This window comes from Arthrobacter sp., from assembly GCF_048266065.1.
Lineage (GTDB): Bacteria > Actinomycetota > Actinomycetes > Actinomycetales > Micrococcaceae > Arthrobacter_H.
The window spans coordinates 337860-351122 of sequence record NZ_JBLXAH010000001.1 but is presented as its reverse complement, the minus strand read 5'-3'; the positions used below and the strand labels follow the sequence as shown (position 1 = coordinate 351122).

General features: G+C 68.9%; 16 protein-coding genes. 10 read left to right on the top strand and 6 right to left on the bottom strand.

What is annotated here, in order from left to right; genetic code table 11:
- Positions 1 to 12 precede the first annotated feature (12 nt).
- Positions 13 to 2112, bottom strand: coding sequence for a catalase (locus ACN0TP_RS01760; RefSeq protein WP_417215823.1), 2100 nt, complete (start codon positions 2110 to 2112; stop codon positions 13 to 15).
- 525 nt (positions 2113 to 2637) lie between these two features.
- On the opposite strand from ACN0TP_RS01760, the gene ACN0TP_RS01755 reads away from it, so the two are divergent.
- From ACN0TP_RS01755 to ACN0TP_RS01730, 6 genes are all read left to right on the top strand, one after another.
- A complete protein-coding gene (locus tag ACN0TP_RS01755; protein WP_417215821.1) occupies positions 2638 to 2895 on the top strand; it encodes a hypothetical protein in 258 nt (85 codons plus the stop codon).
- A gap of 247 nt (positions 2896 to 3142) precedes the next feature.
- Positions 3143 to 4573 (top strand): phytoene desaturase family protein, encoded by a 1431-nt coding sequence (locus ACN0TP_RS01750; protein WP_417215818.1) that lies wholly within the window; start codon positions 3143 to 3145, stop codon positions 4571 to 4573.
- 260 nt (positions 4574 to 4833) lie between these two features.
- Positions 4834 to 5325 (top strand): GNAT family N-acetyltransferase, encoded by a 492-nt coding sequence (locus ACN0TP_RS01745; protein ID WP_417215815.1) that lies wholly within the window; start codon positions 4834 to 4836, stop codon positions 5323 to 5325.
- Positions 5326 to 5403: 78 nt separating this feature from the next.
- Positions 5404 to 6144 carry an ANTAR domain-containing protein gene (locus ACN0TP_RS01740; protein ID WP_417215812.1) on the top strand — a complete coding sequence of 247 codons (741 nt, stop codon included), beginning with the start codon at positions 5404 to 5406 and terminating at the stop codon, positions 6142 to 6144.
- A 136-nt stretch (positions 6145 to 6280) separates the two neighbouring features.
- Positions 6281 to 6586, top strand: a complete 306-nt coding sequence (locus ACN0TP_RS01735; protein ID WP_417215810.1) for a hypothetical protein — start codon at positions 6281 to 6283, stop codon at positions 6584 to 6586.
- A complete protein-coding gene (locus ACN0TP_RS01730) occupies positions 6583 to 6819 on the top strand; it encodes a hypothetical protein (protein ID WP_417215808.1) in 237 nt (78 codons plus the stop codon). Before ACN0TP_RS01735 ends, ACN0TP_RS01730 begins: the two co-directional genes overlap by 4 nt.
- Before the next feature lie 13 nt (positions 6820 to 6832).
- On the opposite strand, the gene ACN0TP_RS01725 is transcribed toward ACN0TP_RS01730, so the two are convergent.
- Together ACN0TP_RS01725 and ACN0TP_RS01720 are read right to left on the bottom strand one after the other, a co-directional pair.
- A complete protein-coding gene (locus ACN0TP_RS01725) occupies positions 6833 to 7195 on the bottom strand; it encodes a VOC family protein (RefSeq protein WP_417215805.1) in 363 nt (120 codons plus the stop codon).
- A gap of 42 nt (positions 7196 to 7237) precedes the next feature.
- Positions 7238 to 8437 carry an MFS transporter gene (locus ACN0TP_RS01720; RefSeq protein WP_417215802.1) on the bottom strand — a complete coding sequence of 400 codons (1200 nt, stop codon included), beginning with the start codon at positions 8435 to 8437 and terminating at the stop codon, positions 7238 to 7240.
- 109 nt (positions 8438 to 8546) lie between these two features.
- Here ACN0TP_RS01720 and ACN0TP_RS01715 point away from each other — a divergent pair, with 109 nt between their 5' ends.
- From ACN0TP_RS01715 to ACN0TP_RS01700, 4 genes are all read left to right on the top strand, one after another.
- The gene (locus ACN0TP_RS01715) at positions 8547 to 9140 is read left to right on the top strand and encodes a helix-turn-helix domain-containing protein (RefSeq protein ID WP_417215799.1); all 594 of its coding nucleotides are present in this window, start codon (positions 8547 to 8549) and stop codon (positions 9138 to 9140) included.
- Between the two features lie 89 nt (positions 9141 to 9229).
- On the top strand, positions 9230 to 9484 hold the full coding sequence (locus tag ACN0TP_RS01710; protein WP_417215796.1) for a hypothetical protein: 255 nt from the start codon (positions 9230 to 9232) through the stop codon (positions 9482 to 9484).
- Positions 9484 to 9957 carry a type II toxin-antitoxin system VapC family toxin gene (locus ACN0TP_RS01705; RefSeq protein ID WP_417215793.1) on the top strand — a complete coding sequence of 158 codons (474 nt, stop codon included), beginning with the start codon at positions 9484 to 9486 and terminating at the stop codon, positions 9955 to 9957. The genes ACN0TP_RS01710 and ACN0TP_RS01705 overlap by 1 nt, the downstream gene beginning before the upstream one ends.
- Entirely contained in the window at positions 9936 to 11315 is a 1380-nt protein-coding gene (locus ACN0TP_RS01700; protein ID WP_417215791.1) for a dihydrolipoyl dehydrogenase family protein, read from the top strand. The genes ACN0TP_RS01705 and ACN0TP_RS01700 overlap by 22 nt, the downstream gene beginning before the upstream one ends.
- A gap of 22 nt (positions 11316 to 11337) precedes the next feature.
- Here ACN0TP_RS01700 and ACN0TP_RS01695 read toward each other — a convergent pair whose 3' ends face one another.
- From ACN0TP_RS01695 to ACN0TP_RS01685, 3 genes are read right to left on the bottom strand one after another with little or no spacing between them, the layout of a single operon-like run.
- Positions 11338 to 12015: an alpha-ketoglutarate-dependent dioxygenase AlkB family protein gene (locus ACN0TP_RS01695; RefSeq protein WP_417215788.1), complete on the bottom strand. Its 678-nt coding sequence runs from the start codon at positions 12013 to 12015 to the stop codon at positions 11338 to 11340.
- Between the two features lie 32 nt (positions 12016 to 12047).
- A complete protein-coding gene (locus ACN0TP_RS01690; protein WP_417215785.1) occupies positions 12048 to 12674 on the bottom strand; it encodes a methylated-DNA--[protein]-cysteine S-methyltransferase in 627 nt (208 codons plus the stop codon).
- Entirely contained in the window at positions 12671 to 13216 is a 546-nt protein-coding gene (locus ACN0TP_RS01685) for an RNA polymerase sigma factor (RefSeq protein WP_417215782.1), read from the bottom strand. Before ACN0TP_RS01685 ends, ACN0TP_RS01690 begins: the two co-directional genes overlap by 4 nt.
- Between the last annotated feature and the right edge of the window lie 47 nt (positions 13217 to 13263).

Here is a 13263-nt window from a genome sequence, read left to right as displayed (position 1 = left end):
GTGGGCTCCTGGCTAGGCAAACCGTTCCCAGACCCTGTGCGATGCCAGCAGTTCCGCGATCGCTGGCACCGCATCGTCCGGGGATTCCTCCCGCACCCCCGGGGAGTCCGTGGGAAGTCCGGAACCGGACATGACATCCGCCCCCGGGCCGGCCAGGACGATGGCTTTGGCCTGCCGGAAGACCTCCTGCAGCAGGAGCACCAGCCGTGGGTCGAGGTCACCGCCCTGCGGTGGAACCACGGCTCCGGCCTTAGCGTCCAGGTCCGGCTTCGCGTCCGGTCCAGCCGCTGGTGCTGCAGCGAGGATCAGCGCATCGTATTCCATGGAACGGCCGGTCAGGAAGGTCCGGTCGACCGGCGATCCGTCGGCGAGCCGCCCACCGGTGGGGGCGATGAGCAGCGGTGTCATTCCTGCTGCGTGCGTGGCCGCCAACAGCGCCTCGATGACCCCGGCGTCCGTGGCGTGGTCGGCCACGATGCCGACCACGCGGCCATCGACGGGCCAGGTCTTGCCGACCTGTGAAACCGCAGGACTCAGGTCCCGGTCCTCGACCTCGGTGTCCGCCACGGGCGAGGGCAGGCCCAGTGAGGTGGCCACCTCTGCGCACAGGTCGGCATCGATGTTCGCCAGCGCCTGCACTTGGCGGGACCGCACCCCCTCGCTGGTGCACTTCCCGAGTTCGAAGGAGTAGGCCTGCTGCACGTGCAGCTGTTCCTGCGCCGAGAGGCTCCGGTAGAACAACCGTGCCTGGCTGTAGTGGTCCTCGAAGGTGGCGGGATTGCGGCGTTCCTTCACCGACGCTGCAATGTGTTCCGGTACGTCGATGAAAGGCATTCTTTTCGAATCGCCCTCCCCCGCCATGAACGGGCACCCGCCGTCAAGGGAGTTCGGGTGGTACGGGGCAACGCCCTCGTGGATATAGGTCTGGTGCATGCCATCGCGCAGCATGTCATTGACTTCGGCATGCGGCAGGTTGATGGGCAGTTGCGAGAAGTTCGGTCCACCGAGCCGGGTGATCTGGGTGTCGATGTAGGAAAAGAGACGGCCCTGCAACAACGGGTCGTTGGTGACATCGATGCCCGGAACCAGGTGGCCCGGGTGGAAGGCGACCTGTTCGGTTTCCGCGAAGTAGTTCGACGGGTTGCGGTCCAGTGTCATCTTGCCCAGCATCTGCACCGGTGCAAGTTCCTCGGGTACGAATTTCGTGGGGTCCAGCAAGTCGATGCCCTCGAACATCTGCTCTTCGTTGTCCGGGAACACCTGGACGCCGAGTTCCCACTCGGGGAAGGCCCCGCCGTCGATCGCCGTCGCCAGATCGCGACGGTGGAAATCCGGGTCGTTGCCATTGGTGAGCAGCGCTTCTTCCCACACGAGCGAGTGCACGCCCAACTTGGGTTTCCAATGGAACTTCACCAGCGACGTCGTGCCATCTGCGGCGATCAGTTTGAACGTATGGACACCAAAGCCCTCCATCATCCGCAATGACCGGGGGATGCCGCGGTCGGCCATGAACCACATGGTGTGGTTCTGCGCTTCCGTGTGCAGGGAAACGAAGTCCCAGAAGGTGTCATGTGCGGATTGGGCTTGGGGGATCTCCAGGTCCGGATGGGGCTTCACGGAGTGCACGACGTCGGGGAATTTGATGGCATCTTGGATGAAAAAGACCGGGATGTTGTTGCCGACCAGATCGTAGACGCCGTCTTGCGTGTAGAACTTCGTGGCAAAGCCGCGGGTGTCACGCACGGTGTCGGCCGATCCGCGTGACCCGGCGACGGTGGAAAAGCGAACGAAGACCGGCGTCTCCACGCCTTCGGCAAGGAAGGATGCCTGGGTGAGATGGGCTCCGGTGCCGTAGCTGACAAACCGGCCATGTGCCCCGGCGCCGCGGGCATGGACGACACGTTCGGGGATCCGTTCGTGGTCGAAGTGGGTGATTTTCTCCCGGAGGTGGTGGTCCTGCAACAACACCGGCCCGCGGGGGCCGGCTTTCAGGGAGTGGTCCGTATCGCGCAAGGGAGCGCCTTGGCTCGTCGTCAGGGTCTCCCCCTGCGGATGATCCGGCTCCGTGTTGGGGTTGGCGTGGGTGTGGGGTTCGGGGCTGGGGTTGGTCATGCTGTTTCCTCCGATCGAAAGGGCACTTTCGCCGAACACCGCTCATGCGCCATCCCGTCGGATGGCCGGATGCCCGTTATGGCCACGGTAGGCCCGTCACGCCCGCGGCCGTCAAGGATTCGGGTCGATGCCCGGCGGGATCGACGGCGCAGCAAGCCCAACGCAGCTGCCATTGTCATTGTCAGGTCGGCCGCTTCCCTGGCGTGCTGACGTGGCGATCCAGTGGGAGGGCAAAACGGCCCAACAACCCTGCTGGAGCACGTGCATCTGACCGGGACCCCTCATGCCAGACTCCGGGTGCCCCTACCTGCCGTTGCCTGGCGGCGCCACCTGGAGCGGCCTCGAGGGCCTGGTTGCCCGACGCATGTCCTTGACATCCGCGTCGGGGGCGGCCAACCATGAATACGTCTGGACGCCGACGAGCCCAGATCGCGTAGGAAAACGAACACGGCCTTCAAGCAGCGGGGGTACACCGTCAGCGGTGAAGCGGGCACAGCCCGCCAACGAAGACTGCCAGGAGCAACCGTGGGCATTGGCCATCATCACCTGTCGGCCGCAGCAGCAAGCGAAGATCCGGTCACGGCGCAGGAATCCCTCCAGTGCCAGTGTGGCCACTGCGGAACCGATGAATTCCTCGTCCCCGAAAGCGTCAAAGGCCACCAGGCGCCGGACCGCAGTGAACGACGCGGCTGGGACGTCAGCTACTGGTGCAGCAAATGTGACCGCTATTACGGGCACTTCACGCTACAGCTCCCCGCCGCGTGGACATCCGATCGCGAATAGGATGCAGCCGGCGGCACGCCACACCCCCAGGTGCCGCGACCACCACCTGCAGGCCGGCCCGGGGGGGCGGTAGGCTCATTCCCGTGAACCTCCTGCATCAGGAAAACCCGGGGATGAGACAGGTGGAACCGGACATCCCGCTCGGCCCGCCGAGGACAAGAGTGGCCGTGTGGGAATTTTTTCGGGTCGCACAGGACTCCACGAGAGCATCGATGCCCCACCGCGTGGGCCCAGGGAAGGCAACGAGATGAACCGCACCGCCATCGTCGTCGGTTCCGGCCCCAATGGGCTCACGGCGGCCGCCGCGCTGGCCAGCCGCGGCGTGGAGGTCACGGTCTACGAGCAGGCCGGCGAACCCGGCGGAGGGGCACGCTCCGGCGAGCTGCTGGGCAGTGGGCTCGTCTCCGACCTGGGAGCCGCAGCGCATCCCTTCGCCGTGGGCAGTCCGGCCTTCCGCTCGCTGGATCTGGAAAGCCACGGCCTGGAATGGGTCCATCCCCGCTACCCCATGGCGCATCCGCTCTCCGGGCAGGAGTCGGCCATCCTCCACCGCGACGCGGCGAGTACCGCCGCGCAATTCGGTCCCGACGCCGCCTGGTGGCTGCGCGTGCATGCGCCGGTCACGGAGCATCCGATGGACATGTTGGAGAACATCACCGGGCCCTTGCTGCGCCTTCCCCCACACCTTCTGCCCATGGCCTCCTTCGGGCTCCGCGCCGCGTGGCCGGCCACCACCCTGGCCCGCAGCGTGTTCAAGACGCCCGAAGCCCGGGCCCTCTTCGGGGGGTCGGCAGCGCATTCGATGCTGCCGTTGACCCACCCCTTCAGCGCTGCCTTCGGTGTCGTCTTCGGCGGCCTGGGACATTCGTCTGGATGGCCCGTCGCCCGAGGCGGTACGGGACAAATCGTCACGGCGCTGCTTGCGGTGCTCCGCTTCCACGGAGTTCGAATCCACACGGGGTCACCCGTCACCGACCTCCGCGAGCTCCCGGCAGCCGACGCGGTGCTGCTGGACCTGACGCCCCGCCAGGTCCTGGACCTGGCCGGCACCCAGCTCTCGACCCGTTACCGCGGCTGGCTGCGCCGCTGGAAGTACGGTACCGGCGCCCACAAGGTCGACTACCTCCTGGACGGGCCCGTCCCCTGGACGGACGAGCGGACGGCACATGCGGGCACGGTGCACGTGGTGGGCAGCTTCGAGGAACTCGTGCACGCCGAACACCTGACCAACCGCGGCCAGGTCCCGGACCGTCCCTTTGTCCTGGCCGCCCAGCAGTCCATGGCCGACCCCACCCGGGTTTCCGGGGGGCGGCAGCTCCTCTGGAGCTACGCCCACGTCCCCAACGGTTCCCGCGCCGACGTCGGCCCGCTTATCGACGCGCAGTTCGAGCGCTTCGCCCCCGGGTTCCGGGACCGCATCATCGCACGGGTGGAAACCCCGCCGGATGCCCTGGAGGCCTGGAATCCCAACCTGGTCGGTGGCGACATCGGAGGCGGGTCGCTGCGTGGAACCCAACAGTTCCTGCGGCCGGCCCCCACGCTTAGGCCCTACAACACCAGCCACGCCGGACTGTACATCTGCTCCTCGTCCACCCCGCCCGGCGGCGGCGTGCATGGGATGGCCGGCTGGAATGCGGCCCGCGCGGTTTTCAGGGACTGGGGCCGGGGCCGACGGTAGGCTGCGGGACGCCGCAACCACGCCGCCCGGCGGCGACGTCGGGCCGGCAGCCTCCGGAGCCGCGGCGACCTGCAATCCCGCGGGTCTTGTGCTCCCGTATGGATCCCCGGCATGCCCCCGGAATCCGAGCGCCTGTAGTAGGCTGACTAGTGGTTCAGCAGCGGGCCACTGGATCCTTGATCGGAGCAGCCGTGAGTTCCCTGTTTTCCCAATTTTCGCCTTCCCCTGCCGCAGCATTCCGGACGCAGGCCCCCTAGCCCATGCCGATCGTTGTCGAGAACAACCGCGAGCAGCTCCAGTACCAGATCTTCAAGGCCGGGGAGCTGGCCGGCTTCGTGCAATACAGCATGTCAGGCCAGGAAATATGGCTGCGCTACACCTCCATGAAGCGCTGTTTCAAGTCCGCAGTCCTCGTGGACATCCTCATGCGGCACGTGATGATGGATGCCCACGCCAGTCGACTCGCCGTCTTGCCGTTTTGCCCGGCCCTACGGACCTACATCGCCGAGCACACCGAGTTTGCGCCCCTTGTTCCCGCGGAATGGCAGGACCGGATTCCGGCACCATTCGCCCACCATGCGGGTGTGGAGACCAAGTCCACCTTGGATTTCGTCCGCATGACGGGCTCACGCAGGTCCCGGGTACATGAGACGACCTTGGAGTCACCCGACGTCGCCGACTACGTGTCGACGCCCCCTCACCCCGATGAACACCCCACCGATCTGGCTGCCCATCCCACCGGGCTGGCCTGAGCCCGACGGGGTGGAACTGCAGAAGGGGATCATCGTGCACCCGGCTTCGGGGCGCGTCACCTCTCTGGAGAGGAAACCATGATGAACAGCCAACGGCTCGACCCGCAGAACGTTGCCGAAGAGCTGCAACGGCACATCCTCGATAGCGCCCAGGTCCAGGAGTTCCTGACGCAGTTGGCCATCCACGCGTCGGATTCGCTGTCCCGCCAAGGTCCGCGCATTCATTGCGGGGTGACGCTCTTGCGGGACCGTCGTGGCGACATGGCCGCCAGCAGCGGCCCCGAGGCGGCCCTCATGGATGAGCTGCAGTACAAGTACGACGAGGGCCCCTGCCTGAGCGCCGCCAGGAACGGCGAGGTGTTCCATGCGCCCCATCTGTCCCGGGAGAAAAGATGGCCCGAGTACATCGCGGAGATCCGCGGCACCGGCGTCGAGTCCATCATGGCAGCACCCTTTGACCTCTTGGGCGAAGCGCTCGGGGCCTTGAACCTCTATGCCGAGGGCGCGGCCGCCTTCGACGAGGACATGCAGGACCTGGCGCTCGCCTATGCGGCGCAGGCCAGTGCCAGCATCCGCCTGGCCGTCCGGATCGCGCAGTTGCTCGACACGACGAAGGACCTCAAGGCAGCCCTGGCCTCCCGGACGGTCATCGACGTAGCCGTTGGAATCATCATGGGGCAGAACCGCTGCAACCAGGAGGAGGCGTTCTCGATCCTCCAGCGGGCGTCCAGCACCCGCAACATGAAACTTCGCGACGTCGCCATGCGGATCGTCGAGAACGTCGCACCGGGCGACGTCGGGACGCACTTCGACGGTTGACCCGCCCGCATCATTGACCTGCGGTGCCTGCCGGTGTTGACTGCCAAGCAGGGGAGCCTTGCCGCATTGTCGGCCCATCCGCAGCGTGGGATGAACCACGCACGGCCCCAACAGGCCCCTCCAATGGAGGTAGACGATGAACATCGACAGGGCCCGCTCGGGCCACGATTCCTCGATTCCCGCCGGTCCGGGCATCGATCCACCGGGACAACCGAGCCCGGGCCGGCCCGCCGATCCGACGCAGCCGCCCACGGCCCCGCCCACCGAGCCGCAGCCGAGTCCGAGCACCGTGCCGACGACGGATCCACCGACCTCACCGGAACCGCCCGCCGAACCGTGGCCGGAACCGGCCATCGATCCGATCGAGGTGCCGCCGGAACCCGAGACCGACCCGCTTCGTGAGGATTCGGCCCCCGCAAGGCCGTCGATGCACACCCCATGAGCGCACGACGAAAGACCCCTTTGCAGCGCGCCAGTACCCGTCATACCGGGGAAACCGAGCACGAAGTCGACGAATTCCGCAACATCCTGCGCCGACGCCAGGATGCCGAGGAAAAGCTCAAACGGCATCTGGAGGGCGAGCGGGACGGCCGCCCCGTGGACGCGGGCCAGGACGACGGCGGGCCTCCCCCGTCCCGGGATGCCGGTCCCCCGGAACCGTCACCGACCGATTGAGCGGTCGCGGGGATCAGTTCAGGCAGAGGCAGAACGGGTGGCCCGCGGGATCCAGGAACACGCGGAACGTCGTCCCCGGCTGGGTGTCGGCCACGGTCCCGCCCAGGCGCAGCACGTCGCGTTCGCCCTCCTCGAGGTCCTCCACGATCGCGTCGAGGTGCATCTGTTGCGGCACGCCCTGTCCCGGCCATTCGGGTGCGCGGTAATCGGTGACCTGCTGGAAGGAGATGCAGTTCGATCCGTCGTCGGGACGGATGTCGATCCAACCGCCGTCCTCCTGGCTGATGCGCCAGCCGAGCAGCCCGGAGTAGAAGGAGGCGAGCGCCTCGGCGTCAGGGCAGTCGATGATGAAGCTGGGGTAGCGTGCGATGGCCATGACCGCACGCTACCGCCCGCGCCGGCTTCAGGGAAGGTCGCTTCAAGCGGCCTTGGTGTATCCGGCGGCGACGAGCTCTTCCTCGGTGGTTGGTGCCCCGGGCTGCCCGCGGCGGGCTGCCAGGGCGACCACGCAGGTGATGACTGCAACGGCGGTCGCCCCGGCCATTGCGGCCTGGGTGCCCGGGCCGTCGATGAGCGCGCCGGCCACGGCGGAGCCCATGGCCACCCCGATCAGTTGCGCCGTCGTCGTCCAGCCGAAGGCCTCGGCGACGTCGGCAGCGGGGACCCCGGAGGAGGTCATCTGGGTCAGCGCGGCGATCACCGGGGCGACTCCGAGTCCTGCGAGGAAGATGGTGGCGGTCAGCCACCAGAACCCGGTGCCGAGGGTGGCCAGCGCCAGGCCGACGCACACGATGGACATCCGCCGCGCTGTGCTCCAGCGGCCGATCCGCTTGCGGCCCAGGTACAGGCCCGCGGCCAGGGAGCCGACGCAGAAGATCCCCAGGATGATGCCGGCCTGGGCTCCCCCGTGGCCGAACGTGGCGACGATGGAGGCCTCGACCATGGAGATCGTGGCGCAGATGAGGAAACCGATGACCGCGGCCAGCCGCAGTGCCGGCGAGACCAGCACCGAGCCGAAGCGGCCGGTCGGCGGCAGCGCCACGGCGCGGGAGATCTGCTCGGTGGTGATGAACCAGACGCCGCCGCCGATGAGGAAGACTGCGGCCATGACGATGCCCAGCGAGGAGTTGATCGACAGCGAGACGAACGTGGTCAGCACCGGACCCAGGATCCAGATGACCTCCTGCAGGGAGGCGTCGAAGGAGAACAGGGCACCGCGGGCCCCGGGGTTGACCAGGGAGGGGTAGATCGAGCGGGCCGCCTGCTGCACCGGCGGGGTGCTCAGTCCGCAGACCAGGGCGATCGCCGCGTAGGCACCCACCGAGAGCCCGGGCAGGGCCAGGGCGAGGATGGAGACGCCGGAGACCACCAGGGTGGCCAGCAGGACGCGGTGCATGCCGAACCGTCCGAAGATGCGGCTGCTCAGTGGACCGGCGATGGCCTGGCCGATGGCCAGTGCAGCCAGCACCAGGCCGGCAGCCGTATAGGAGTCGTGGACGCGCTCGACGTGGATCAACGCGGCCAGCGACAGCATCCCCGCGGGGAAGCGCGCGACCAGTTGCGAGACCACGACGCGCAGCACGCCGGGGGCACGGAAGAGATCACGGTAGGAAGTCATGGATCCATCGTAACGAATAGTGCACAATACTGCACTATGCAGTGCATCACCATGGGGCGGGCGCCGTTCCCCGGGTAGGATGGCCCTCGACGAACGGAAGGAACCCCTCGTGACCGGACACCAGGACATCGCGGCACTGATCGGCCAGCGCATCCGCGCCCGCCGCACCTCCCGCCAGTGGTCCCTCGACGAGGTCGCCACCCGCTCGGGTGTCAGCCGGCGCACGCTGGTCGCCATCGAACAGGGCCAGGCCAACCCCTCCATTGCAGTGCTCTCGAGCATCTCCGATGCCCTCGGGATCGCCTTCGCCTCGCTGGTCGGCGCCGGGGACACCGAGGCGCTGCAGGTCCGCCGCGCCGGTGAGGGCCCGCTGCTCTGGGAGGGGGACGACGGCGGCACGGCCCACCTGGCCGGGAGCCTGGGCGGCAGCAATGTGGCCGAGCTCTGGGAATGGCGGATGTCCGCCGGGGAGGTCCACCACAGCGCACCCCATCCGCCGGGAACCCGCGAACTGCTCTCGGTGCATTCGGGCAAGGTGACGCTCGGGGTCCAGGAGAACACCGTGGTGCTGGCCGCCGGCGACTCGGCCTCCCATGCCGGCGACGTCGAGCACAGCTACTCCAACGAGGGCCGCTCGGCAGCCGTCTTCTCAGTGGTGGTCCACTATCCGGCGGCCGCGGGCCTGGAGCCCCCCGGACACTAACGCCGCCACCCCTGTTCCGTCGTCGTGCCCCGGGTGGGGTTGTTCCGCAGGGGATGCACTTTGTATCCATATGGAGGCAAAATGCATATATGGGTTCGCCCTTGCAGATCAGCAATGTCCCGGATGACGAACGCCGGGCGTTGAAGGCGCGTGCCGCCGAACAGGGAGAATCCCTGAACACCTACCTGCTGAATCTCATATCAAACGAGGTTGCCCGTCCCACAGTCGGCGAGGTGCTCCAACGCGCGGCGCGCAGATCCGAGCACGGCCCACAGTCAACGCTCGACTCACTCGCGGAAGCCCGCAGGGAACGGGACGAACAGCTGGCCCAACGCAGAGGCTGATGATCGTGGTGGACAGCTCGGCGGCGATCGACGCGCTGCTCGCCGTGCCCGGTTCCGGGGCCCTGCGCACCCTCCTGGCCACTGAGGAACTCCATGCGCCAACACTGATCGACGTCGAAGTGGTCTCGGCGCTCCGTGGGCTCACCCGGGGTGGGCGCATCTCGGCAACTCGGGCGCAGGATCTGCTCACGGATCTGGACGACCTTCCCCTGCGCCGGTGGCCGTCGTCCGACGGGCTACGGCGGCGGTCCTTCCAGCTTCGGGAGAACGTCTCGGCGTACGACGCGGCCTATCTGGCGTTGGCCGAAGCACTTGATTGCCCACTGCTCACCCGGGATGCCCGCCCCAGCCGCTCCAGCGGACACCACGTGCGCATCGACGTGCGCCAGGTTCACGCCGCCCAGAAGCAGCACCCCTGTTCCGCCGTCGTCCCCCGTGGCATCGTGGGGGCATGGACACCGAGGTGGATGTGATCGTGCTGGGCATGGGCCCCGGCGGGGAAGTCGCGGCGAGCCGGCTGCTCGATGCCGGACGACGGGTGGCGGTGATCGAGCGGGAGCTGATCGGCGGCGAATGCGGCTACTGGGCCTGCATCCCGTCCAAGACGCTGCTGCGCCCCGTCCAGCTGGCCGCCGAGGCCCGCGCGGCGGCAGGCGTCACCGGCACGACGCTGGACTGGACCGATGCCGCCACCTACCGGGACACGATGATCCGCCATCTCGACGACGCCGCCCAGGTCCATGGCTACCGCGGGCGCGGGGCAGTCGTCCTCCAGGGTGCCGGGCGCATCACCGGCCGGGACGGGCGCGGCACCGAAGGGCGGATCCGGGTCCGGGTCGGCGACGACTCGATCACCGCAGAACACTTGGTCATCGCCACGGGGACGACGCCGGTGCTCCCGAAGGTGCCCGGGCTGGAGGACATCACGGTGTGGACCAATCGCGAGACCTACACGGTGAGTGAGCTGCCACGCCGGGCCACCGTGGTCGGCGGCAGCGCCGTGGGGGTGGAGACCGCCACGTTTTTGGCAGGCTTCGGCGTGAAGACCACGCTGGTGCACCGCGGGACGGCGCTGCTCTCCCGCGAGGAACCGCGCGTCGGGGAACTGGCCCGCGAACGGCTGGAGGCCGCGGGTGCCACCGTCCTGCTCGGGGCCTCCCCCGACCGGGCGCGGCGCGACGGCGATGACAGCGTGCTGGAGCTGGAGGGCACGGGCACGGCCGAGGTGCGCTCCGACGTCGTCGTCTTCGCCACCGGGCGCGCCCCGCGCACCGGCGACCTCGGATTGGAGACGCTCGGCATCGAGCCCGACGCCCGGGGGGCGATCCGGGTGGACGGCCAGTGCCGTGCTGCAGCGAATGTGTGGGCCGTCGGGGACGTCAACGGGATCATGCCCTTCACCCATGTGGCCAAGTACCAGGGGCGGATCGCCGCCGATGCGATCCTCGGCACCGTGCGGACGGCGCACTATGACGGGATCCCCCGGGTGGTTTTCGGCGTCCCGGACATCGCCTGTGTGGGGTTGACCGAGGCCCAGGCGAGAACCCAGGGCCTGGCGGTGGAATCCGTGGAGCTCGACCTCGCGGCGGCACTGGCCAAACCCTGGACCTTCGAACGCGAGCCGGCGGGCCACCTGGGCCTGCTGGCCGACACCGACCGGAAGGTGCTGCTCGGCGCGTGGGCCATCGGCCCAGAGGCCGGAGAATGGATCCACCACGCGGCCCTGGCCATCCGGGCCGGCATCCGCCTGGAGGTTCTGCGCGATCAGGTCGCCCAGTTCCCCACCTTCCACGAGGCCTACCTCGCGGCGCTGGACCGGTTCGACGCCTGAGCCTGCCCTCCGGTGCCCCTGCCTAGCCGGACAGCCCGGTCTCCCGCAACGTGATGTTGATGCGCCCCGAGCCGAGCCCGCACCCGGCCGGGGCGGTGCCGGGCAGCACCTGGGTGACCCCGTGGTAGGCCAGCCGGGCCGCCCCGCCGAAGACGAACAGGTCACCGGAGGCCAACTCGATGTCCTCGTAGGGTCGGTTGCGGTGCTCCGTGTTCCCGAAGCGGAACCTGCAGGTGTCCCCGATGGACAGCGAGACGACCGGGGCGCGGGAGCGTTCGTCGCGGTCCTGGTGCATGCCCATGTGGGCCGCGTCGTCGTAGTAGTTCACCAGGGCGGTGTCCGGGGTGTAGGCCGCTCCCGCTGCCGGATCCCCGGTGGCCTCGGAGACTGCCATGCGGCCCAGGCGCACCATCCAGTCGGGCACCTCCAGCACCCGGTTGCCGTTCACGTCCACGGCGTCGCGGGTGTAGGCGTAGGGGCGCCAATGCCAGCCCAGGCAGACGGTCTTCACGCTCATCCGGTGCCCGCCGACCCTGGCCGAGCGCAGCGGCACCGGGCCGCTGGCCCATTCGTGGAACCGGTCCACCAGCCAGCGCTGCTGGTGCGCTTCCAGCCAGCCGGGAACCCAGGTGGCCCCGGGTGCCAGTTCACGGCGCGGGCGGTGCAGCAGTTCGTTGCCGAACAATGCCTCCTCGTTCATGCGGTTCCCCTTCCCTCCTGCGGTCCCCGTCCTCAGGCCGCCTGCTCGAGGTGCAGCAGCGCTGTCTTGGCCTGGAGCCCGCCGATGTAGCCGCCCAATCCGCCGTCGGAGCGCAGCACCCGGTGACAGGGCACGACGACGGGGAGCGGGTTGGTGGCGCAGGCGGTGCCCACGGCCCGTACGGCCTTCGGGTTGCCGACGTGCCCGGCGACCTCCTTGTAGGTTGCCGTGTGTCCGTAGCCGATGCTCGGCAGGTACGCCTGGACCACCTGCCGGAAGCCGGAGGACAGTCGGTGGTCCAGGACCAGGTCGAACGCGGTGCGCCGGTGGGCGAAGTACTCGTCGAGTTGGCGGGCGGGTTCGTCCAGCCGGTGGCCGCCGCGCAGGATCCGCGGTCCGATGTGGGTTGCAAGGGTGGCCAGGACCGAGTCGAAATCCTCGCGGGCGAAGGCGACGCGGACCAGGCCCGCTGCGGTGGCGGCGACCAGCAGCTGGCCCACGGGGGTGTCCACGGTGCGGTAGGAGACCTCAAGCAGGTCGGCGGCCTCGGCCCGGCCGGCCAGGGCCGTGCGCAGGTCATCGAGGTGGCGCGCCTCCTCGCCGGTCGGTGCGTTGTCGGCGCGCGCTGCGGTGGTGGGCTCCGGTGTGGCGGTGTTCATGGGGTTCTTCCTTCCCAGGTGGTGTCGGCCCCGTAGGCCCGGCGCAGGGTCCTCAGTCCGTCGGCTGCAGCCCGGCGGACGGCGGCGGGGGTGCCGCCGATGAGCCGGGCGGTCTCGGTGTGGGCGAGTCCTCCGAGGTAGTGGTAGGCGATGGCCAGGCGTTGGCGTTCGGGCAGCTGCCCGACGGCGGCCCAGAGTTCGGGTTCGCCCTCCCCCGGGATCCCGTGTGGTGGGGTGATCCCCGGAGTGCGTTCCGCCGTCGTGCCCGGTGGCCACCCGGGGTCGCCGGCCTGGCCCGCGGGGACGGGGCGGCGGGCGCGGGCGCGCGTGACGTCGATGGCCTTGCGGTGGGCAATGGTGACCAGCCAGGCCTGCAGGTTGGCCTCCGGGTCGAGTCCGGGCCAGGCTTGCAGTGCTGCCAGGAATGTCTCGGACCAGGCGTCGTCGGCGTCGGCTCCGGCGCCGAGCACCGCGCGGCAGACGCGCAGCACCGTGGTGCCGTGGCGTTCCACGACGGTTTCGAATGCTGGGGTGGTGTTCATCAACCTGTAGACGCGTGGCAGGGGCAAATCGTGAGATCGCCTGCCAG